We start from the raw sequence: 23,315 nt of genomic DNA, 5'->3' as shown, positions 1-23,315 counted from the left end.
GAGGCGGACAGGACATGATGAAAAAGAAGATAGAGGAGTGGCCCCATCACGATTATGCCACCCGATTATCTGTCGCAGTTGTTTATGCATTTTTAGCGGCGATTGCCGTAAACTTTTTTTACCAGCCAGGACATATCTATTCCAGCGGAGCCACCGGCTTTGCACAAATTTTAACAACGTTATCGGATCGGGTTGTCGGTTTTACCGTGCCTGTATCGATCACCTTATTTTTGATCAACGTGCCCTTATTTTTCTTGGCATGGTTCAAGATTGGTCATAAGTTTACGATTTTTACCTTCATTACTGTTTTTTTAACATCGTTCTTCATTCACATTATTCCCCAGACAACATTGACGAAGGACCCAATTATCTGTGCGATTTTTGGCGGAGCAATCATGGGTGTTGGGATCGGATTTGCTTTGAAGAATGGTCTATCTTCTGGCGGCTTAGACATTTTGAGTATCGTGATTCGTAAGCGAACAGGGTCTTCGGTTGGATCAATCTCTATCATTTTCAATGTGATGATCATGCTGATGGCGGGGATTCTATTCAGCTGGCAATACATGTTTTATTCCGCTTTAGCTATTTTTATGAGTGGTAAGTTGACCGATGCGCTCTATACGAAGCAGCGGAAGATGCAGGTGATGATCGTTACCAAATGTCCAGAACGTGTGATTAATTCAATCCAGGATCATATGCGTCGTGGAATAACTATCATTAATGAAGCTGAAGGTGCGTATAAGCATGATAAGCAAACCGTTCTGTTTACTGTAGTTACCCGCTTTGAGTTGCCATTATTAGAATCAATCATGCGGGAAAATGATCCCGATGCGTTCGTTAGTATCTCGGAAAACGTACGGATTATGGGGCGCTTTTACGAAGAATCAATGGATTAAAGATTAAGTGTCGCTTTTTGACAAATAGGACTGATAGGATAATTATGAACATCTAAGGTAGAAGAAAAGTCTACTTTAGATGTTTTTTAGAAAAAGGATTCTTTTAATGAGAGCTAGTTGTCAGTTCTATTTTTAATGGCTACGTATATGAAAATATTCCAACTAAATAAAAGGAATTAAGCCATTCTGATCGAATTATTTTAATAAAAAAACTTAAATATTTAGGAAATACTTTTTTTATGGAGAAATTGTTGCAGTTTACGAAAAATATCCGTATAGTTAATTTGATATTCTATAGTAAAGTTGGAAAGTAAACTTATGGGAAAAAGATTAAAGCATAGTCGCTATATTACTGGGTTTGACGGAATTCGCTCGTTAGCGGTAATCGGCGTAATTTTATATCATTTATTGCCTACGCAAATGCGAGGTGGATACTTAGGGGTTCCTGTTTTTTTTGTGGTCTCAGGTTATTTGATCACGGATTTGCTGCTGCAGGAATGGAAGCAAACTGGTCGTATCGAGATCAAGCAATTCTATTATCGGCGTATGAAGCGTCTATATCCGGCGCTAGTCACGATGCTTGTGGGAGCTTCAGCGTACATAACGTTGTTTCAACGGAATCTTTTGAATAACTTGCGGGGCAATGTCATCAGCAGCTTGTTCTACGTGAACAACTGGTGGCAGATCAATCACGGAATATCTTATTTTGATCGATTTTCTGGTGAATCGCCCTTTACGCATATTTGGTCGTTGGCAGTTGAAACACAGAATTATATTTTTTGGCCCATCATCTTTGTTTTATTGATGAAGTTGGTGAAGAACAAGGGAAAAGTTTTCCTTGGGATTGTCGCGGCCGCTTTGGTCTCCGCAATTTTAATGGCTGTGCTGTATGTGCCGGGACAAGATCCTACACGGGTTTATTATGGAACGGACACGCGCTTGTTTTCTATCTTGCTAGGAGGTGCGTTGGCTTTTATTTGGCCAAGTACACGCTTGAAGCCGCAGATTCCGTCACAGGCTAAGCGAATACTGAATGGAATTGGGTTAGGCTCGTTGTTGCTCCTTGTTCTGGCATTCCTATTTATGCGGGATGATTTATCCTTTATCTATTATGGCGGTATGTTTTTAGTCAGTTTAGTGAGCGTCATATTAGTTGCTATCACTGCCCATCCAGGTGCTAGCTGGAACCGTTGGTTGACGAATCCGGTCTTTGACTGGATCGGTAAACGGAGTTATGGGATCTATTTGTATCAATATCCAGTAATGATTTTCTATGAAGCAAAGGTTAATGTAGCGAATCATACCTTTCTTCATACGATTATGGAAGTCATTCTAATTCTTTTTGTTACTGAACTTTCTTATCGATATATTGAAAATCCGCTGCGCCGGTTCAATTACCGTAAGACGTTTGCCTCACTAAAACAATCTTTTTGGGCACCAATCAAAAGTCGCAGGAAAATCGGATTTATCTTTTCTAGCTTAATCACTGTAATCGCAGTGGTTGGTGTGATTATCGCACCAACCAATAAAGTTGATGCCAATCAACAAGCGTTACAAAAGCAAATCGAACAAAATAAGCAGGCTTCCAAGAAAACAGACGGGGAGACGGCCGCAAACGATTCTAATGGAGCTGCAGAATCTACAGATAGTTCTGAAGTACCAACCAGTTTAGCTGATAAATATAGTCTAAGTAATCGTGAGATAACGAAGGCAAAAAATCTGAAAGTGACGGCTTTTGGAGATTCTGTTTTATTAGCAGGCTCCAAAGGACTAACAGAGATATTTCCTAAAATGGTTGTTGATGGTGAAGTCGGACGGCAATTGAAGGATAGTCCGCCACTGTTGAAAGCCTTGAAGGATAAGGGCGAGCTAAATGATACGATTCTCTTGAGTTTAGGAACAAATGGTCCTTTCAATCTCGATGACTTTGCTCAAATCATGAATGTTCTAGGGGACAAGCATCAAGTCTTTATCATCAATACTCATGTGCCGACGCGTCGTTGGCAGAATGATGTGAATGCAAATCTAGAGGCCGCTGCCAAGGATTATAAGAATGTTCACTTGATTGACTGGTATAATTTCAGTAAGGATCATCAAGATTGGTTCTATGATGACCAGGTCCATCCGAATGATGTTGGATCGATCCATTACTGCCAATTGATCGCCAAGGAAATACTAAAAGGCGAATAAACTGAAAAAGACAAAAAAACGTTTTGTGAGTCACTCACAAAACGTTTCAGACTGTAGACAAAGTCCATTTTATGGATGATGTCTACAGTCTTTTCTTTTATAATAGATTTATGAAAACGAATGCAAGGAGTGATAGTTATGATGTCTAAAAACAATACGAATGGTAGAAATCAATTTGCGATGCTTACGATTGATGATCTAGTTCCTCAAGATCATCTCGTTCGAAAGATTGATGCCGCGCTTGATTTTGAATTTATTTATCCAATCGTCGAAGCCACTTACTCCGATTTAGGTCGCCCAAGTATCGATCCAGTGATTCTGATCAAATTGGTGTTTATTCAGTATTTATTCGGTATCCGTTCCATGCGACAAACCATTAAGGAAGTCGATACCAATGTCGCTTACCGCTGGTTTTTAGGCTATTCCTTCGAGGAGAAAATCCCCCATTTCTCAACTTTTGGAAAGAATTATGTCCGCCGATTTAGAGAAACGACGGTGTTTGAGGATATTTTTGCCTATATTTTAGAACAAGCAGTTAAAGCAGGTTTTGTAACAGAGGATAATTTGTATCTTGATTCTACCCACATCAAAGCTAACGCCAATAAACATAAGTTTACGAAAGAAATGACCCATGATGAAGCGAAAGCCTATCAGGATGAATTAGAAGATGAGATCAATCGTCAACGAATAGAGGCCGGAAAACGCCCTTTTACTTTGGACTTAGAAAAGGAAGTGAAGCTGAAAGAAAGAAAAATAAGTAAGGCTGATCCGGAAAGCGGCTACTACGTCAAAGGCGAACGAGAAAAACAATTTGCTTATTCTGCCCATACTTCATGCGACGACAACGGATTTATTCTTAGCACAATCATCACTCCTGGAAATATTCATGACAGTCAAGTCGCCTTTCAGCTCGTCAAACAATCGAAGAGACTTTTTCCTGAAATCAACTGTGTTGTCGCTGATGCTGGGTATAAGACACCTAAGTTTGTTCACTTTTTGACTCATTTGAACCTTCGACCTTGTTTGCCTTATTCAAGGCCCAAAGGGAAAAAGGGGTTATTATCAAAAAACGAGTTTCTCTATGACGAGTATTATGATTGTTACATTTGTCCGCAAGATCAAATGCTCGCTTTTTCAACGGTTAATCGAGAAGGGTACCGAGAATACAAATCCAATCCAAAAGAATGTGTGAACTGTCCTCTGCTAAACCAATGTACCAAAAGTAAAAATCATCAACGAGTCATCACGAGACATGTTTGGGGAGATCTGATGGATGAAGTGGAACATCTTCGCCTAACGGATCTGAATAAATCAATTTACAAAAAACGGAAACAAACGATTGAACGAATATTTGCGGATGCAAAAGAAAAGCATGGGATGCGTTGGACCAAGTATCGAGGCTTGGAAAAAGTCGCGACGCATACGATGCTAGTGTTTGCTGCAATGAATTTAAAGAAATTAGCCACCTGGCTATGGAAAGGCAAGGAGCCTTTATTTTTTTGTTCAAAATTTCGAAAGAAATCAGATAAAAAGACGTCTCAAACTCAAATTACGAGTTCGAGACGTCTTTTGTCTACAGTCTGAAACGTTTTGTGAGTCACTCACAAAACGTTTTTTGCTTGATGCTCTCGCAAGTACTTTTCTTTTTGCCTGCGGGGTAATTTTTTAAAAGCTGATTCCGCTTTAGTGGCCTCGCTGCGGGTTTCAAAGCGCTCGGCGTGAATCATTTTGACTGGTCGGCGACTCTGAGGGTGGGTATATTTTGCACCAGTGCCTGTATTATGCTCCAATAGGCGTCGGGATAGGTCTGTCGTATAGCCGCCGTAAAAGCTTTGGTCATTGCAAAGTAAAACATAAAAGAATTGATCAGTTGCCATAAAGCATCTCCTGTAAGACGGCAGAGTAGCTGCCCGTTTGGTCATAGGTATATAATGGTGGAAGAAAACGCAGACCTTCGTTTTTGCCGTCTTTGATTCCTTCGATTAGTAGAATATTGGCTTCTTTTTCTGGTTTTGGGTAAACGAATTGGATTCGCTTCGGCGCGATCCGGTGTGCACGAAGACAGTCCATGATTTCTAAAAAACGATCCGGTCGATGTACCATTGCGAAACGGCCATTCATTTTTAGTAATTTCGCAGTGACACTGACGACATCCTCTAAAGTCGCGTGAATCTCATGACGAGCAATCGCTAAATGCGGGTTAGGATTTTTTTGACTTGTTGGCAATTCCTTGAAATAGGGCGGATTGCAGACGACTAAATCAGCAGAATCGGCTTTAAAAACGTCAAATGTCTTTTTTAAGTCCAGCTCGTGCATCGTCATTTGGTTTTCCAGCTGATTTAAAAGAATACTGCGTTTGCCCATGTCAGCAAGACGAGGTTGAAGCTCGATCTGGTCAATCAGGGCAGTGGTTTTTCGACTTAAAAAAAGTCCAATCGCGCCATTTCCTGCACAAAGATCAATGATTTTTCCGCGTTTTGGCACACGAGCAAAGTTCGCTAATAGAACGGCATCAATGGAAAATGAGAAAACCTCCGAGCTTTGGATGATTTGGATATCTTCAGCATAAAGCTGGTCGATTCGTTCGCCATTTCTTAACAATTTCATTTGCCCCCTTAAAAAAATCATACCGTTGTATTATACTACGTTTAGTTAGTTAACTGAAAGGAAGAAATCATGTTTTTTAAATTTATTCGCGTCATTGCTCGAACGATCTTGGCGGTCGTCAACGGCAATGCTCACTACCAAAATCAAGACAAATTACCAGAGGGAAATTACATTCTTGTGGCGCCGCACCGAACCTGGTGGGACCCTGTTTATATGGCTCTGGGCGCATCGCCTAAACAGTTTAGTTTTCTGGCAAAGGCCGAGCTGTTCAAGAATCCGATTTTGCGATTCATTCTGGTGCATTTAAATGCCTTCCCTGTTGATCGCGACAAACCAGGACCAAGTGTGGTGAAGCGACCAGTCAAAATGCTGAAGGACTCGGATAAGAGCTTGATCATGTTTCCAAGTGGAACCCGTCATTCTTCTGAGCTGAAAGGCGGAATGGCGTTAATTTCTCGTTTATCGAAAAAGCCGATCGTCCCTTCTGTTTATCAAGGACCTACAAAATTCTCTCAACTGTTTAAACGGACCCCCGTCATTATTCGTTTTGGTGATCCGATTGATCTTTCTGACATCAAGAAAATGGATAAAGCTGGATTGGCCGAGGTTGAACGTCGTGTTCAAGGAGCCTTTGATCAGCTGGATCGGGAGATTGATCCGAATTTCAAATATGTTGCCAAAGAAAAAAATACCGAGTAGTTACAGATTATCGACAAAGTAAGGTTCCAAGCTCAATTTTCGGGCTTGGGATCTTTTTTTGGTTTGATTTCAAATTTTGAAAAAAACGCATGGATCTTTCTTTATCTTATAAAAGTTGAGAAATAAACCGTTCCTGAAGCAACATCCACTTGCTTTGCGGAAAAAAATGGCGAATCGTGTTATACTTTTGGGAAGGACTTAATTAGGAAAAGGGTGGATCAATGAAAGTTTTGCATACTGCGGACTGGCATATCGGGAAAAAGCTGCACGGCTATGACTTGTTGCCAGATCAAGCATATATTCTTGATCAAATATTAAAAATCGCAAAAGAAGAGGCCGTAGAGGCCATCGTAATCGCGGGAGATTTATATGATCGTTCTGTTCCTTCTGAGGCGAGTGTTCGGTTATTAAATCAAACGATCGCTGATTGGAATTTAACGCAGCAGTTCCCATTACTGGCGATTTCGGGCAATCATGATAGTGCGACGCGCTTAGCAACAGGGTCACCATGGTTCAATCAAGCGCAGTTTCATTTGCATACTCGCTTAGAAGAAGCTTTTACTTCGGTGGAAATGGGAAATAGCCAATTTTATCTATTGCCTTATTTTGAACCGGTGGACGCGCGCATCTACTTTGAAGATTCGGAGCTTCGTACGATTCAACAGGCAATGCCGAAAGTAATCGAAAAAATGCAGGAAAGCTTTGATCGGGATAAAAAACACATTTTAGTCAGTCATTTTTTTGTTGCTGGCAGCAGCAAAACAGACTCTGAAACGAAGATCGAAGTTGGCGGACTTGATGGGATCAATGGAAAGTTACTCGAATGCTTTGATTACGTCGCGTTGGGCCATCTCCATGGGAAGGACGCGCTAAAAATGGCGAATGCTCGCTACAGCGGCTCGCCTTTGAAATACTCATTGTCGGAAAAGGATCAAACAAAAGGTGTTTGGATCGTTGATACAGATACTATGGACTTTTCCTTCCGGACATTGACACCGCTTCATGAAATCCAAGAGCTGCAGGCTAGTTTTGCTGAATTATTAGACCCAGCTTTTTACACCATGATTAATCGGGAGGACTATTTGTCGATTCTATTAGAGGATCGAGCGGTGATTCCCAATTTAATGAACCAACTGCGCCAGGCCTATCCTCGGATCATTCAGGTAGAACGTGCGAATGGCTTTGAGACAGCTGTTGAGAAGCGTCTGAAAAAGGAAAATATTAAAGAGAAATCTCCAGTTAATCTAACAAAGGATTTCTTTACAGAGGTTTCCCAGAATGAACTGACAGCTAAACAGGAAAAATGGATCGAGGAAGGCTTACACACGATCCTGAAAAAAGGAGGCGAGGAGTAATGCTTCCAAAGAAAATCATTATGGAAAACTTTGGTCCGTTTGTTCACGAAGAAGTCGATTTTGACGAAATGACAGAGGCGCCATTATTTTTGATCAGCGGAAAAACCGGTGCTGGTAAGACCACAATTTTTGACGCGATCACCTTTGCTTTATATGGCGATGCATCTGGCGGTGTTCGTTCATCAAACGAGATTCGTTCCTCCTTTGCTGAGCCAACTGAAGAAACTCGGGTGCAGTTCATTTTCGAGCACCAAGGAAGAAAGTATTCTATTGAACGTTGGCCGAAGCAGACCTTAGCCAAGAAAAACGGCAAAGGCGAGACGACCAAAAATCAAAAGGTTCAATTGAGTATTTTTAATGATAAGGGTCAAGAGGCTGAGACCTATACCAAGGTGGATGCAGTGAACGAGGTCATCTATCAGATTTTAAATCTGCAAAAGGATCAATTTCGCCAAATCGTGATGCTGCCCCAGGGAGAGTTTCGAACGTTCCTCAATGCGAATAGTACTGAGAAGGAAGCCGTCCTGCGGAGTTTGTTCGGCACTAGTTTCTATCGCCAATTCACAGAAAATTTGAAGCTTCAAAAGTGTGAGCTAGAGAAATCAGTCAGTGAAATGACTACTCGTATTGATCAATCATTTCAACAAGTCCTTGCTGAAAAAGGTGTGACTTATGAGGAGTCGCTAAATCTTGCTCGTGAGTATTTACTATTGGAAGAACAAGAGCTTTTGAAAAGTCAGACGGAGTTAGCGGAAAAACAGGCTAAACAAAAGGCCCTTCAACAGCAGCTTCAAAGAGCACAGGAGCTTTCTGAAAGCTTCAAGCAAGAGCAGCAAACTCGTCGCGAGCTTCTAAAAATCGAAGAGCATCTGCCAGAGCAGGAAGAAAAGAAACAGCAATTGGCACATGGGAGAGAACTTGAGAAAATTCGTCCAACCTATGATCGCATCCAAGAGTTGGTAAAGCAGCAGATTCAGCAGACCGATGAAGCAACTGAGAATCAGCAACGTGCAGCTGAGCTAGAGCAGCAATATAGTGAGTGCCAAAAACAAACGACTGATTTTGAGCAGCAAAGTGCCGAGTGGCAAACAAAAGAGCAGCAGCTGCAAAGCTTGAACGCTTTATTGCCTTTGGTCAAGCAAAAAGAGCAGCTGATGAAACAAAAAACGGAACTGACAGATAAACAGACGAAACAGCAGGAGCACTTAACAGAAATTGTTCAACAAATAAATGACCACGAAGAAAAACTGAAAATGCTGGAGGCCAAACAAAGTACGGAAAAAATGTGGCAGGATCGTCGCTATGAGGAACTACAGTTTCAACAGACGGTGACACAATTACAGCAATCAGCCAAAGAGATTTTTGATCAACAGGAGGAAGAAGAGGACCAGCAGGTAAAGCTGGCTCAACTGGTTGAAAAAGCCAGTCGTACAAGCAATCAATTAACAAGCGAAGTGGCAGATTATAAGAAGTTGAAAAGTCAGTGGGCTTCTGCGGAAATTGCCCGATTAAGTATGGATTTGCTTCCGGGAGAACCTTGTCCTGTTTGCGGTTCAAAGGAGCATCCGAATCCAGCCCAGCACGCTGAGTTGACCACTGATAATTTGGGACAATTACAGGTGGCGCTAGAAACTCAGGAAGCGCGAATTAAGCAGTTAGAGTTGATTCGGGAACAGGCAGAGGCTCAGTATGAGGTTGGAATAAAAACCTTTGATCAATTACAGGAGGATCGGTCGGCGGCGCAAAAGGCGCAAGAAGAGCAAATCAATACTCTTCAGGCCACTTTTGCCGATTATTACCAGCTGGAAGTTGAAGCCGATTTATCGGAGCTTGTGATATTTCTTAGGGAGCGTCAAAAAGAAACGGATGAACGTTTAGCTGAGATTAACGAATCGAAACAAGCCTTGCTTGACCTGAAGGCAGAGATTGATAATGATCAAGCTAAAAAACTTAAGAGCGAGACTAGTTTAAATGCTGTGATGGGTGAACTGCAAACCTTAGAGGGCAGATTGTCCAGTATTGAGGAGCAAACCAAAGAGTGGCAGTTGCCGACATTGGAGGCACATATTGCTGAAATTCAGGGCAAGATAGACGAGTATCACACTCGCCTGCAGGCACACCAAGTCTTAGTGAAGGAACTTGAGCAGCAGCGAATCCGTCTGCAGGAAAATCAAAAGCTATTAGCTAAGCAACAGCAAGAGACGGCGGAGAACCTAGAAAAATTTCAAACGTCGCTGCAACAGCAATTGGTAGATGCAGATTTAGCGATTGAACAATTAGCAGCAGCGCCCATTGATCTTTTAAGTTTAGAACAAGAGATTACAGAATTCGATCAACAGGTTTTACTATTAAAAGATCGCCAATCACGGTTGGCAGAGGTAATCAAGGATCAAGAGGAACCTGAGCTGGATGAGCTGCAAACCTTAGTGACAAGCTGTGAAGCAGAAGTTACCCAATTCCAACAGCAGCATTATGCCAAAGAAAGTCAGCTGCAGCAACAACGAACATTGATTGAGAAAATTGAGGATTTACAAGCGCAAAGCAAGGAGCAATTGGACGAATTAAGCCAAATGCTGCAGCTTTATCAAACGATGAACGGAGATAATCCGCAAAAAATCAGCTTAGAGCGGTATGTCCTGCAATGGTATTTGGCCGAGGTCCTGCAATGTGCCAATCAACAGCTGAACCAGCTAACCAAGGGGCGCTATCGCTTTGAGTTAAAGCAGGAAACCGGTCGATCGAAAGGAAATACGGGGCTTGAGATCAATGTTTATGACGATAATGCCGGAGCAACACGCAGCTCCCATACTCTATCTGGTGGTGAAAGCTTTATCGCAGCGTTATCCTTGGCTTTGGGACTTGCGGAAGTGATCCAGAGTCAGGCTGGCGGCGTTGCGATTGAAGCCTTGTTCATTGATGAAGGCTTTGGATCATTGGATGAAGAAGCGTTGGAGATGGCTATGGAAGCCTTGGAAAGTATTGAAAATGCGGGACGGATGATCGGCATTATCAGTCACGTACGAGAATTGAAAGAACGTATCCCACAACAAATTATTGTGGAAACTAGCGGAACGGGACGCAGCAGTATTCGTTACCAGCTAGAAGGATGGAGTGAAACGTAAATGAGATGGAGTATTCCAGAAAAAGTGATCGAACGCGGCAGAACGTATTTAAAAGAGGGGCGGGTCTTATCCGTTGAGGCAGATCCGGCTCGTCGTGTTTGGCATGGTGAAGTATTAGGCAGTGAACTTTATCTGGTTGATTTAGATGGCAGTGGAAAAGAAAATGATATTTGTGCCTGCCCGTATTGGGAAGAGCATGGTTATTGCAAACATACAGTAGCGGTTGAATTATATTTACGGGAAAAAGGTCTTTCGCGGGTAATCAAGCCAGAGACTGTCTTGCCGAAAAAAATGGAGAGCAGTATTTCTTTTGCTGATTTGTTAAATCAAGGCTTTTCAAGATTGGAAAAGGAAGCAGAGCCCTTGCAGTCCTTATTTGTTGAATTTGTGGTGGAGGCCGTTCCAACGAATCCTTATCACCCAGAATTGGATGTTTTGGCGGTGTCGCTGCGTATCGGCAGTCATTTGAACAAACGCAGCTATATCGTGAAGAACTTATATGACTTTTTACACGCATATCAGACCGATTCAGCCTATACCGTAAACAAACAATATAAATTCCAGATCGAGGCGGGTGCCTTTGATCCAAAATGTCGAGATTTGATTGAAGATTTAGTGGGAGTCAGTGAAACATATCAATTATTAGGGAAAGCTGGTCTACAGGTCAAAGGTAAACTAGACAAGCGTTATCTTTTATTGCCGGTTCATCGGATTCAAGAATTATTGGAAGCGATGGAAAAGACTGGAAATTTAAGTATTAAGCTAGGCGAAAAAACCTATTCTGAAGTGCATGAGGGACAAGAGTTGCCGCTTTCATTCACTTTGGAAAAACGTGGAGAAAATGATTTTGGTCTAACCATCGAGGATGGCTTCACCAATTATTATAGTAATTATTTCTTAGGCTTCGTTGAAAATTCCTATTATTTGATGACTCATGAGCAGCAGGAAACCTACATTACGCTGAAGCAGCTGATGAAGCGGCTGAAAGAACCGGTTATCGCATATGAGCAACGACAACTTTCGCAATTATTTACAGACGTTTTTCCATATTTACGGAAAATTGGTCGAGTAATTGTTACCAATGATGTGGCAGAGATCATGAAGGAGGAACCGTTGCGTGCGGTCGTCATCTTCCGAAAAATAAAAGGAATGATAAAGGCGGAAGCTGAGTTTCATTATGGTAACGCTTATTTCTCTACCAATGAGGCGCATCAGCCCAAGCTGCCTAATAATGTCGAGATTTTAAGAGATCGTAAAAAGGAAAAACAAATCTTGGATCTCTTTACTACGTACCGGTATCAAAAAATCGATACGGGCTTTGAAAAGAAATTACCGATTAAAGACAATCTTTATTACTTCTTTAAAGTCGAAGTGGAAGAGTTTAGACGATATGCTGAAGTGCGTATGGGCAAGAAGCTGCGTCAGCTCTTCTTAGACGGTGAAGAATTCCAACCAACAATCGAGGTGGATCAAGAAGGGTCATGGCTCGATATCAAGTTTGATGTGACGGGAATCAATGATAATGAAATTGACCAGGTCTTGAACAGTTTGCTACGGAAGGATCGCTTTTACACATTGGATAATGGCGAGGTGCTCTCCTTTGATTCAGAGGCCTTCCAGCAAACCAGTGAAATGATCGGTCAGCTGCGAGAAAGAATTAGTGCGAAGGATGGGCTAATCCGCTTGCCGAAGAGTCAAGGGATTATGCTAGAACAGCGGTTGAAGGATAATCCGCAGGCACAGTTCAGCGAAAGCTTTACTGCGATGGTGCAGGATTTGACTCATCCAGAGGATTATCAAGTGGCTTTGCCAGAGAATCTTAATGCCACATTGCGGCCTTACCAAGAGTCAGGTTTTCGCTGGTTGAAAATGCTGAGCGATTATGGCTTTGGCGGAATTTTAGCTGATGAAATGGGTCTGGGGAAAACGATTCAGGTAATCACTTTCTTATTGGCGGAAAAAGCACAGCAACCAATCAAAGTGGTAATCGTCACGCCAGCGAGTCTGGTCTATAATTGGCAGGCGGAAATTAAGAAGTTTGCGCCAAGTTTAAGTTCATCAGTTATTTCAGGCAATCGTAGTGAACGGGAGCAGTTGCTTAAAGAGGCTGAAGAGATTGTTATTACGTCTTATGCAAGTCTGCGTCAGGATATTGATCTCCATGAAAAGATGGGTTATCAATACATGATTCTTGATGAAGCCCAGATGGTGAAAAACGCCTCGACGAAAACTTCCAGCGCTTTGCGAAACTTATCGATTCCGCATCGCTTCGCGTTGAGTGGTACGCCAATCGAGAACAATCTGGAAGAGCTGTGGTCATTATTCCAAACGATCATGCCAGGATTCTTCCCACCGATCGGACGTTTCCGTCAAATGGCTGTTCCAGAAATTGCTAAGATGATTCAACCGTTTGTTCTGAGACGCGATAAAGATACCGTCTTGCAGGAATTGCCTGAGCGGATCGAATCAAATGTCTTGAGCAGTTTGACGGAAGAGCAGAAGACGGTCTATCTTGCTTATTTAAAACGAATGAAGCAAGAGGTCGACCAAATGGATTCAGCGACATTCCGAAAACAGCGTGTAAGTATCTTAGCTGGTTTAACTCGCTTGCGTCAGATCTGTGATGATCCTCGTTTGTTTATGGAAGGGTACGAAGGTGGTTCTGGCAAACTTGATCAAGTCAAGGATCTGATTCAAGTGGCGAAAGAAAATGGTCGACGAGTCTTATTGTTCTCACAATTTACTAGTATGCTTTCAATCATTGAAGAGGAGTTCGCGGAAGAAGGAATTACTAGCTTCTACTTGCGAGGCAGCACTAAAGTTTCTGATCGCCTAAAAATGGTGGATGCCTTCAATGCAGGAGAAAAAGATGTCTTCTTGATTTCGCTAAAAGCTGGAGGAACCGGTCTGAACCTGACTGGGGCGGATACAGTTATTCTCTACGATCTATGGTGGAATCCGGCAGTCGAAGAGCAGGCGGCAGGACGTGCTCACCGGATTGGTCAGAAGAAGGTCGTCGAGGTATGGCGCATGATCGCTGAAGGAACGATCGAGGAACGAATGAATCAGCTGCAGCAAGAAAAACGCGAGCTGTTCCAGAAAGTCATCCAAGGCAATGAAGAGCAAACCAATAAACTTACAGAAGAGGATATTCGCATGATTTTAAGTTTAGGCGAATAGAAATAGAAAAAGAAAAGTATGCCACGTTCAATGCGGCATACTTTTTTGGTTCGTCAGAAGAGATTTCAAATCCTCAAAGTTCTTGATTTCTTTTTCAAAAATAGCGCTTTGACCTTCTGGTATTTTACGATTTTGGTGATTGAACCACCAAACGGACCAGCCAGCGGCCTTAGCGCCAATGACATCATTTTCAAAGCTATCACCAATATATAAAAGTGATTCAGGTGCCAAATTCAATCGTGTTTCCATCAAAGAAAAAATTTTTGGTTCTGGTTTTTGAATACCAACTGCATCTGAAATAATCATTTTTTCAGGCGCGATCCAACGAGCTAATTGCAGCGCGCTAATTTTCTCTTTCTGTCGCAATACCGGTCCATTTGTGATCAGACCTAAAGGAACATCCTGTTGATTCAAGAAGGTTAATGAATCGCTGATTTCTGAAGGTAATGTGATTGTTTTTAATGCGTGATCGTAGGCCGCTTGGAATGTCTCCAATTCAGATTTACTTGGAACAAAATCAAAGTCAGCTAGTGCCAGACGAATTCGCTCATAACGCATTTTTGCTAAAGACCATTCTCCTGTGATCGACTTCATATAGTGGAGGTCACTATAATAGCGGAAACGAATAAACAAAGCGTTCATCTTACTTTCTGGAAAAGTCGGAAACAAATCGTTGATAGCAGAAGCAAAAGGGGCTTGTTGTTTGTATAAGGTATCATCTAAATCAAATACTATTCCTTGAATCATTTACTCACTCCTAAGATTTCAATAAACTTATTATAGCAAAAAAATAATTATTTTATTGGACTGAGCAAAAAAGTGGCGCAAAAATATAATTCTTGTTATGTTATTCGAGTAGCAAAGTAATGAAAAAAACATGAACCGGAATCAATCAAAAATATTCTTCGGGAAAAAAATAATGATTGAGAAGAGAAAGAATAGCTGGAATTTAAGATCTACCAATTTTTGGAAACTCTATAAAATTTTTGATTTTTTTTGAATATTTGAAAGCTGTATCTATTTTTAACGAGTAATCCTGATGGAAAATTTAATACAGATAACTATCTCAGAGATTAAAATAAAATAACTATAAAATAATAAGCAACATCTATGAATGTATTTCCCATTTTAAAATCATTCTAATAAAGCCTTGATATACAAAAGATTTATGAATATAAATATATTTTTTTATTGAATTGGTTATCAAAATTAAAAAGATAAAAAAATTCATTTTTTTAATTTGATATAATAATTTTGCATAAACTGTATTAGTAATAATACAGTTTTTTTAGCTGTTATAGAACGGGGTCAAATGAGAGCGGCGCCACTAATTTCTCATCTTGACAAATTAAAACTGTCGTGACAGTTGTTATAGTCGAGAATTAAATTAAATAACGTTAATATTTGTAAAAAAAAAGACACCCAACTCTTTTTTTTGTTACCTTTTTTCTGTATAATAGAAACAGATAGTAGGAAACCACTACTACCTGTTACAAAAATTGAGAGTCAAGAAAAGGAGTGATATGCATGTTAACACTATATACTTCCCCTAGTTGTACATCATGTCGGAAAGCACGTGCTTGGCTACAGGAACATGAGATTCCTTATGTTGAACGAAATATCTTTTCTGAGCCATTGAACATTGATGAGTTGAAGGCTATTTTACAAATGACTGAGGATGGAACGGAAGAAATCATTTCGACCCGTTCGAAAGTTTTCCAAAAGTTGAACATGGATTTAGATGAATTGTCCCTAAAAGAATTATTGGATTTAGTTAAAGAAAATCCTGGATTATTACGTCGTCCGATTATGATTGACGAGAAGCGTTTACAAGTTGGTTTTAACGAAGATGAAATTCGTCGTTTCTTGCCTCGTGATGTTCGCCAATATGAATTACGTCAAGCCCAATTGATGGCTGGATTATAGAATAGATACCCCGCAAAAAGTGGGGTATTTTTTTTGTGTATTTATCTATCTAACGCGTAACGATTAATTTGCTCGCCTTTTTTTAGCTTGTAAGTTTCACTACAGACTAATGCGATCTTGAAATCTTATGACCTCATTGTTTATAGGATTTTAATAAAATTCGACGGCTTTCTTTACTTTTAAGCGGAATCAGTTACAATGAACATATAATCTATCTTTAAAGTGAGGTGTGCCAAGATGGAGATGGAACACATCAATGAAAATACGATCCGAGTCATTATTGAAAATGAGGATTTAGCCGAACGTGGAATTACTTTTCTCGATTTGTTAGGAAATCATCGGGAAATCGAATCTTTCTTCTATAGTATTTTAGAGGAAGTCGATATTGAGGATGAGTTCAAAAGTAGTGAGGCGGTTACTTTCCAAGTCCTTCCGAAAAATGACGGATTGGAACTATTTATTAGTAAAAACCTGACGCCAGAAGACATCAACAAAATGAACAATTCAACAGAGTTCGAAGCAAGCGATTTTGATCAATTGATTCGTCAACAAATTTTAGCGAACTCTGAAAGTCTTGAAGAAGACGAAAAAACCAGCCGCTTACGGGTTTTTCAATTGAATAGTTTTGAGGATATGATTGAATTAGCAAGCTATCACTTTTTAGATGAAGCCTGGTGTGATTTATATCTACTGAATGAGAAGTATTATTTGCAGATTTATTTTGACCCTGAGATTTTTGGTGAATTCGGTTTATCAGATGTTATTGCTGAAGTCTTAGAATACGCTCAAAATTCCTCTGTTTCAACAGAAATGTTGGAAGAATACGGAAAACTTTTGATGCAGCGTGATGCGATCGAGATTACTCGTGCTCATTTTAATTAAATAGTTCAAGTACCACTGTTCATTCGAATGGTGGTATTTTTTTTAGCTTGCTGAAATTTGAAAATCTTTCTGTTTCTAATTGCGTATCTTTTTTTGAGGTGAGAAGAATGTTGTTTGCTTACACTAAGGAAAAAGAAATGATCAGTGCAGTTGAAAGCGATAATCAACAGCAGTTTTTTTGTCCAGACTGCGGTGAGGAATTAATTCGTAAAGCAGGAAAAATCAAGATTCCTCACTTTGCACATAGTCAGAATACAGAATGCTATGGGTTAATTGAAGGGGAAACACCGGAGCATCTGCGATTGAAGCAGCTATTTTATACATGGGGGAATCGTTTTGAAGAAGCCTGGAAAATGGAGCAACCATTACCTGATTTACCGCAACGTCCCGATTTATTACATGAGCACTTAGCAGTTGAAATCCAGTGTTCCTCATTGAAAAGTGTTCGCTTGCAAGAACGGATTGATGGCTATGCTCAAAAAAACTACCGAGACTGGTGGCTGCTTGGCAAACCGCTATGGCCCAAAGAAAAATTCACACATCTGCAAAAACAATTTTGTTCCTTTGACAAAGACAAAGGACTGCATTTATGGTTGATTGAGGAGCAGGGGATTCGATTGCTTTACCACATTCATGAGATTGACGGCTTCGTGTATTGTGAAGAGCATTGGCCTGCTAATTCAAAACCCTTAAAAGAAATTTTTCATTCATCGGTCAACAAACGACCACCGCAGCTTGTTCCTACTATAGAAAGTGTGAATGAACAGAAAAAAATACTGAGCCTGAAATTGGTTCAAAGCAACCCGCGAATTCGAGGCCTACAACATTTTTTTTATCAGGAACGGAGACATCTTTTGTATTTGCCAGAATGGTTGTATTTTCCTAGTCGCTATTTCTTTTTTTATCAAGAGGATCTTCTAGTATTTCGCTATTTATTCCAAAAAGAAGCGAAAAATGCTTCTTTGATTTTTGAGAAATTTTTGGATTATCGTCAGGAAAATCATAAAGATTGGGTATTTTATCGAATTGATCAGCGGGAGATATTAGAACGACTCTATCTTGAGGCGATCTTTTGTCAAAGAAAGGCTAAAGTTTCACCGGTCTAACTACTTTTAAAAATTACTTTTTTCTAAATTGTGGTACTATTGATGATGATAAATAGTTATTCTATCACTTTTCTAAGTGAAAAAGTATCTTAACCAGTTAGGAGTGTTTTTATGAGTGAAGCAAAACAATTGCCCAAACGCCAAGAAGTTCCTATTGAGCTGACTTGGGACTTAACGAAAATTTTTGCAGATGATGCTGCTTTTGAGGAGAAATTCCAAGCCTTATCAGAGGAGCTATCCGAAGTTGATAAGATTAAGGGAACTTTGGCTCAAGGTGCAACGGAATTTTTAACAGCGATTGAATATGTTTTAGATATTTATCGCAAGGCGGAGGTCATTTATGTATATGCACATCTAAAAAATGATGAAGATACTGCAAATACAACAAATCAAGCATTATATGCACGGGCTTCTAGCTTAATTGCACAGGTTAGTGAAGCAGTCAGCTGGTTTGAGCCAGAAATGCTGGAGCTATCAGACCAAGAAATTTGGGCCTTTTTTGAGAAGGAATCCAAATTAGAGCTGTATCGCCATTTTGTTGAGCAGATCATTTCTGAGAGGGCACACATTTTACCAGCTGAACAAGAGGCGCTGTTAGCTGGTGCTAGTGAGATTTTTGGTAGTTCTGCGGATACATTTTCTATTATGAACAATGCGGATCTGAAATTCCCAGTTGTAAAAAATGACGAGGGTGAAGATGTTCAATTAACACATGGGGTTTATGGTCAATTATTAGAAAGTACGAACCGAAATGTTCGTGAACAAGCATTTAAATCCTTATATTCTGTTTATCATCAATTTCGTAACACCTTTGCTTCAACCTTGAGCACACATGTCAAAGGGCATAACTACAAGGCTAAGATCCGTGGATACGGCTCTGCTCGTGAAGCGGCTTTGAGCGGAAATCATATTCCAGAAGATGTATATGAAACATTGACTTTGGTGGTTAATCAGTATTTGCCGCTATTGCATCGATATGTTGAATTACGGAAAGAGCTACTAGGATTAGATGAGCTGCATATGTATGATTTATATACTCCGCTTTTAGCAGAAGCGCCAGTCAAGTTTAGTTACGAAGAAGCACAGGCTAAGGCACTTGAAGCCTTAAAGCCATTAGGTGAAGAATATCTAGAAGTTGTGAAGAAGGCTTTTGCTGAACGCTGGATCGATGTGGTTGAAAATCAAGGTAAACGCAGTGGTGCGTATTCTTCTGGTGCTTATGATACGCAACCGTATATTCTTTTGAACTGGCATGATCGGCTAGATGAGCTTTATACGTTAGTTCATGAGATGGGACACAGTGTTCATAGTTATTTCACCCGTCATACGCAGCCTTATGTTTACGGCGATTACTCGATCTTTTTAGCAGAGATTGCTTCAACAACCAATGAAAATCTTTTAACTAGTTATCTATTAGAAACAGAAAAGGACCCAAAAATTCGTGCCTATATCATTAACCATTATTTAGATGGATTTAAGGGAACCATTTTCCGCCAAACACAATTTGCGGAGTTTGAACACTTTATTCATACTGAAGATGCGGCTGGCAATCCATTGACCAGCGAACATCTAAGCAAATTCTATGGTGAATTGAATATGAAATACTATGGACCAATCGTTGTTAACGACGAAGAAATCAAGGATGAATGGTCAAGAATCCCCCATTTTTACTATAATTATTATGTCTATCAGTATGCGACTGGCTTCTCGGCAGCGAGTGCTTTAGCAAAACGTATTGTTGAGGCTGAACCAGACGCGTTAGAGAAATATTTGACCTACTTAAAATCGGGTAGTAGTGATTATCCGATCGAGGTGATGAAAAAAGCCGGTGTTGATATGACCCAGCCAACCTATATCGAAGACGCGATGGAAATCTTTGCTCAAAGGTTGGATGAGTTGGAAGAGCTTGTTGAAGTGTTGAAAAATTAATTAATGATGAAGCAGGAGTGGAATGAAGCTCCTGCTTTTTTGACGTTTTATTTGAAGCCGAGAGTTACATAGCAAGATAGCCGACTTAAGAGACTCGCTAGTTATGAAGGAAATTTTGAACGATTGCTGCTTTTGGTTCATTGTTATCCGAAAATATATTTATTTTTATTAAAGATTGCTATTCTATAACTTTTTATAAACACTAAATAATAGAAAATTAGGCTTGAAAAAAAGTGAATAGGACAAGGTTTCGTAATTGAATTCTTAATAAATAGACCATTATATTCAAATATTTGAAAGAAATTATACAAATGGAATTTCTCTTTTGATAATTATTATGCGAGAATTAGCATAAGTAGAGGGGGTGGAGTTCTAATGAGTAAACCGAATAAAAGGGATAAGATTGATCTACTTTTAAAGTTATCAATTGCGGTCATGTTTATAGTTGGTTTTCTGATTTTTATGTATCCCTTCGTCGTTGATTCGATCAATAATTATGTAGACCAACAACGACTTGAAGAAGTTCAGGATAAAATGGAGGCACGTTCAGAGGCTGAAAAGAAAAAGCGGCTAGCGAAGCTTGAAAAAGAAAATAAAAAATTAAAGACGATCATTCCAGGAGCAGGAAGTTTTGAGGATCCTTTTGAGTCTTCTTTGGAAGGAACCAAGAGTCCGAAAAAGGAATATTACGAAGAACATATGATTGGTGCAGTGTACATTCCCAAAATAAATGTAAGTCTGCCAGTTTATGATGAAACGAATGATTTTTTGCTGGATAAGGGAGCAACGGTTCTGCAGGGAACCTCCTTTCCAGTCGGAGGAAAGGGTACGCATTCGGTAATCACAGGGCATACTGGTTTGCCTGAAAAGAAACTTTTTACTGATTTGGAGCTGCTGAAAAAAAAGGACAAGTTTTTCTTACATATAGAAGGAAAAAAATTAGCTTATCAGGTTGATCGTATTAAAATTGTAAAACCTGATAAGTTTGATGCGCTTAAAATTGAATTGGATCGAGATTTGGTGACGTTGTTGACATGTACCCCCTATGGAGTAAATAGTCATCGCTTATTAGTTACGGGGCATCGAATTGCTTATCCGGTTGAGGCAGCGAAAAAAATCAAGGAAACTGAAAAATATCATCGTCGACGTGTGTACTATTTGATTGCAGGCTGTGTCTTCTTCTCACTGCTTTTCGGATACTTTGTTTGGCGCAAAATTATCCTTTATCAATCGAAGAAACGCAATTACACTTTTGTTTTCTATCTATATGAGAATGGCGAGCCTTTGCCAGGAGTACGTGCATTGCTTACGCAAAAACGGGATGTTGTTCGCATAAATGGCAAGCTTGTCCATACAATCAGTGACCAATTTGGGAAAATCGAATTCAAAAATATTCCAGGCGGTGTTTATCGTGTAGAAACGGAAAATGGATTGAGTGTAAAAGGGAAGATTTGGCGATTAAAAGATCGTAAGTTCAAAATTCTTAAACGTCGCGGATATAAGAACATCAAGCAGAAAATTAAACACTTTATTATTGAAAGTAAGAAGGTGAACTAACGTGAAGCAATCACCTAAGCCGAAAAGTGCCAGAAGGCAATTGATTAGCAAGATTTTTATGATTATAGTCTTTTTGGTCGGGGTACTTGTGATGATGTATCCATTTTATATCAACGCAGTCAATGACTTTATTGACCAAAAACGAATGGAAGAGGTTCAGCGGCAAAACAAAGAACAGAACAAGGAACAAGTGCGTAAGGCTAAAGAGCGGATGAAAAAACGCAATGAGGAGCTAAAGAAGAATGGTCTTGTACCTAAGGCTCCGAAATTTACAAATAGTAATGAACGGAAAATCGTTAGTGATGAATATATTCGTGAGCATTTGATTGGAGCCGTTAGTATTCCTGCGATTGAAATCACTTTGCCTTTGTTCGACACAACCAATGAAAAGCTGTTGCAAGAAGGGGCCACTGTTTTGCAGGGAACCTCATTTCCGACTGGCGGGATTAATACGCATTCAGTTATTTCTGCACATAGTGGATTGCCTGAGAAAAAACTATTTACTGATTTAGAAGACGTGAAGATAGGTGAGGTTTTCGTCATCACATTGTTCGAGGAAAAGCTGGCCTATGAAGTAGATAAAATCGATATCGTTGAACCAAAGGATACATCCGTGATTAATATTGAACCTGGACGCGATATCGTGACTTTATTGACTTGTACGCCCTATATGATCAACAGTCATCGATTGTTAGTAACGGGACATAGGGTATCCTATACAGAAGATATGGCAAAAGCGATCGAAAAGGCAGATTATTCGAGAAAATGGAAGCAAATACTGATTTTGGTCGGCGTTGGACTCACCATTTTGATACTACTTATTGGCATGTATCGTGTGATCCATGCGTATCTTTTGAGAAAACGACGGTTCAATTTGAATCTTCTTCGTACAGACGTGGCAGGAAATGTATTAGCTGGACGAGAATTTGCGATGTACACGAGGAATGGAAAACGACCAGTCCAAAGACAAGGTATTCCACTAGTCACAGTGACAGATGAAGCTGGACGAGCTCGTTTTGAAAATATTCCAGGCGGCGTTTACTGTATCAAGGATAACGAGGGTGTGGGCTTCAATGTTGGTATTAAAAAGCTGCGTCAGGAAAAGATTGATCTCTATCTAACCAAGCAGCAGAAGAACTATATTTTCACTAAAAATAATGCGGTTCAGATCAAAAAATAGGGTCATTGCCAAGCGGCAATGACCCTTTTCTATTAAATTAGCGATAAATGATTATCAATATCTGATTGTCTGATTGGTCTGTCTTTGCTTTGTGATTCTAAGAACGCGATTAATGATTCCTTCGTGCTATATGTATCTAAAATATGGTGGATCGTATCACAACCTTCGATTCTGATGCCCGCATCGCTATCGCTGCCGTAATTATAAATGACCGCCGAGGGATGACAGGTGATCTGCATTTCATGGGCAATTTGCTGATCGGTCAAAAAAGCTTCTTGGACAAAAGCCGAATGACGATCTTCTAGAAACATTTCTAAGTCACCGCCAACTTTAGTGAACAGTTGGATCGCCATTTTTTTAGAATAAGGTTGATTTTGTTCGCCTACTGCTTTTTGTAACTCAACTAAAAAGTCGCGTCCACGCTTTTTTCCTTGAAGGTGGGCAGCTTTGACGTCTAATGCAGCAGAGTGAATCTCTTGAGAAAGTTCGGTCCGCAATTGGATATCTTTTTCAGAGGCGCCGATACGTTGCATGAATTCCGATACTGTTTTCAAATTCATAATAGGAATCATGCGTAATTGAATTTTCATATCATACTGATTGATCAAGTTGATAATCCGCCGTTCAATCGATAAACATCTTTTCCCAATTGGATTAACAAATAAATAAATCTCGATCACTAGATC

General features: G+C 40.1%; 17 protein-coding genes. 13 read left to right on the top strand and 4 right to left on the bottom strand.

What is annotated here, in order from left to right:
* Positions 1–17: 17 nt before the first annotated feature.
* From AUF14_RS08970 to AUF14_RS08960, 3 genes are all read left to right on the top strand, one after another.
* Positions 18–896, top strand: a complete 879-nt coding sequence (locus tag AUF14_RS08970) for a YitT family protein (RefSeq protein WP_034876875.1) — start codon at positions 18–20, stop codon at positions 894–896.
* A gap of 318 nt (positions 897–1,214) precedes the next feature.
* Positions 1,215–3,086, top strand: coding sequence for an acyltransferase family protein (locus AUF14_RS08965; RefSeq protein ID WP_049218997.1), 1,872 nt, complete (start codon positions 1,215–1,217; stop codon positions 3,084–3,086).
* 138 nt (positions 3,087–3,224) lie between these two features.
* A complete protein-coding gene (locus AUF14_RS08960; RefSeq protein ID WP_016181586.1) occupies positions 3,225–4,670 on the top strand; it encodes an IS1182 family transposase in 1,446 nt (481 codons plus the stop codon).
* A gap of 17 nt (positions 4,671–4,687) precedes the next feature.
* Here AUF14_RS08960 and AUF14_RS08955 read toward each other — a convergent pair whose 3' ends face one another.
* Together AUF14_RS08955 and AUF14_RS08950 are read right to left on the bottom strand one after the other, a co-directional pair.
* Positions 4,688–4,963, bottom strand: coding sequence for a GIY-YIG nuclease family protein (locus AUF14_RS08955; RefSeq protein ID WP_016181490.1), 276 nt, complete (start codon positions 4,961–4,963; stop codon positions 4,688–4,690).
* Positions 4,953–5,687, bottom strand: a complete 735-nt coding sequence (locus tag AUF14_RS08950) for a tRNA1(Val) (adenine(37)-N6)-methyltransferase (RefSeq protein ID WP_049219004.1) — start codon at positions 5,685–5,687, stop codon at positions 4,953–4,955. Before AUF14_RS08950 ends, AUF14_RS08955 begins: the two co-directional genes overlap by 11 nt.
* A 75-nt stretch (positions 5,688–5,762) precedes the next feature.
* Between AUF14_RS08950 and AUF14_RS08945 the strand changes: the two genes are divergently transcribed.
* The 4 genes from AUF14_RS08945 to AUF14_RS08930 all read left to right on the top strand — a co-directional run bounded on the left by AUF14_RS08945 (position 5,763) and on the right by AUF14_RS08930 (position 14,049).
* On the top strand, positions 5,763–6,392 hold the full coding sequence (locus AUF14_RS08945) for a lysophospholipid acyltransferase family protein (protein WP_049218995.1): 630 nt from the start codon (positions 5,763–5,765) through the stop codon (positions 6,390–6,392).
* Between the two features lie 221 nt (positions 6,393–6,613).
* On the top strand, positions 6,614–7,747 hold the full coding sequence (locus AUF14_RS08940; RefSeq protein WP_049218993.1) for an exonuclease SbcCD subunit D: 1,134 nt from the start codon (positions 6,614–6,616) through the stop codon (positions 7,745–7,747).
* A complete protein-coding gene (locus tag AUF14_RS08935; protein WP_049218991.1) occupies positions 7,747–10,869 on the top strand; it encodes an AAA family ATPase in 3,123 nt (1,040 codons plus the stop codon). Before AUF14_RS08940 ends, AUF14_RS08935 begins: the two co-directional genes overlap by 1 nt.
* Positions 10,870–14,049 carry a DEAD/DEAH box helicase gene (locus AUF14_RS08930; protein WP_049218988.1) on the top strand — a complete coding sequence of 1,060 codons (3,180 nt, stop codon included), beginning with the start codon at positions 10,870–10,872 and terminating at the stop codon, positions 14,047–14,049. It begins immediately after the preceding gene.
* A 27-nt stretch (positions 14,050–14,076) separates the two neighbouring features.
* Here the strand turns inward: AUF14_RS08930 and AUF14_RS08925 are convergent, their stop codons facing one another.
* Positions 14,077–14,796: an HAD family hydrolase gene (locus AUF14_RS08925; RefSeq protein WP_049218986.1), complete on the bottom strand. Its 720-nt coding sequence runs from the start codon at positions 14,794–14,796 to the stop codon at positions 14,077–14,079.
* 780 nt (positions 14,797–15,576) lie between these two features.
* Between AUF14_RS08925 and spxA the strand changes: the two genes are divergently transcribed.
* The 6 genes from spxA to AUF14_RS08895 all read left to right on the top strand — a co-directional run bounded on the left by spxA (position 15,577) and on the right by AUF14_RS08895 (position 22,629).
* The gene (spxA, locus tag AUF14_RS08920) at positions 15,577–15,975 is read left to right on the top strand and encodes a transcriptional regulator SpxA (protein WP_010739854.1); all 399 of its coding nucleotides are present in this window, start codon (positions 15,577–15,579) and stop codon (positions 15,973–15,975) included.
* A 237-nt stretch (positions 15,976–16,212) separates the two neighbouring features.
* Positions 16,213–16,857 carry an adaptor protein MecA gene (locus AUF14_RS08915; RefSeq protein ID WP_016181497.1) on the top strand — a complete coding sequence of 215 codons (645 nt, stop codon included), beginning with the start codon at positions 16,213–16,215 and terminating at the stop codon, positions 16,855–16,857.
* Positions 16,858–16,964: 107 nt separating this feature from the next.
* A complete protein-coding gene (locus tag AUF14_RS08910) occupies positions 16,965–17,963 on the top strand; it encodes a competence protein CoiA (protein ID WP_049218983.1) in 999 nt (332 codons plus the stop codon).
* Positions 17,964–18,074: 111 nt separating this feature from the next.
* Positions 18,075–19,892: an oligoendopeptidase F gene (gene pepF, locus AUF14_RS08905; RefSeq protein ID WP_049218981.1), complete on the top strand. Its 1,818-nt coding sequence runs from the start codon at positions 18,075–18,077 to the stop codon at positions 19,890–19,892.
* A 375-nt stretch (positions 19,893–20,267) separates the two neighbouring features.
* Positions 20,268–21,449: a class C sortase gene (locus AUF14_RS08900; RefSeq protein WP_049218979.1), complete on the top strand. Its 1,182-nt coding sequence runs from the start codon at positions 20,268–20,270 to the stop codon at positions 21,447–21,449.
* Between the two features lies 1 nt (position 21,450).
* Positions 21,451–22,629, top strand: coding sequence for a class C sortase (locus AUF14_RS08895; protein ID WP_049218977.1), 1,179 nt, complete (start codon positions 21,451–21,453; stop codon positions 22,627–22,629).
* Positions 22,630–22,661: 32 nt separating this feature from the next.
* On the opposite strand, the gene AUF14_RS08890 is transcribed toward AUF14_RS08895, so the two are convergent.
* Entirely contained in the window at positions 22,662–23,309 is a 648-nt protein-coding gene (locus AUF14_RS08890) for a DsbA family protein (protein WP_016181503.1), read from the bottom strand.
* Between the last annotated feature and the right edge of the window lie 6 nt (positions 23,310–23,315).

Origin of the sequence: Enterococcus avium, assembly GCF_002891025.1 — a bacterium.
GTDB classification, from domain to species: domain Bacteria; phylum Bacillota; class Bacilli; order Lactobacillales; family Enterococcaceae; genus Enterococcus_A; species Enterococcus_A avium.
This window is presented reverse-complemented; position numbering and strand designations above follow the sequence as displayed.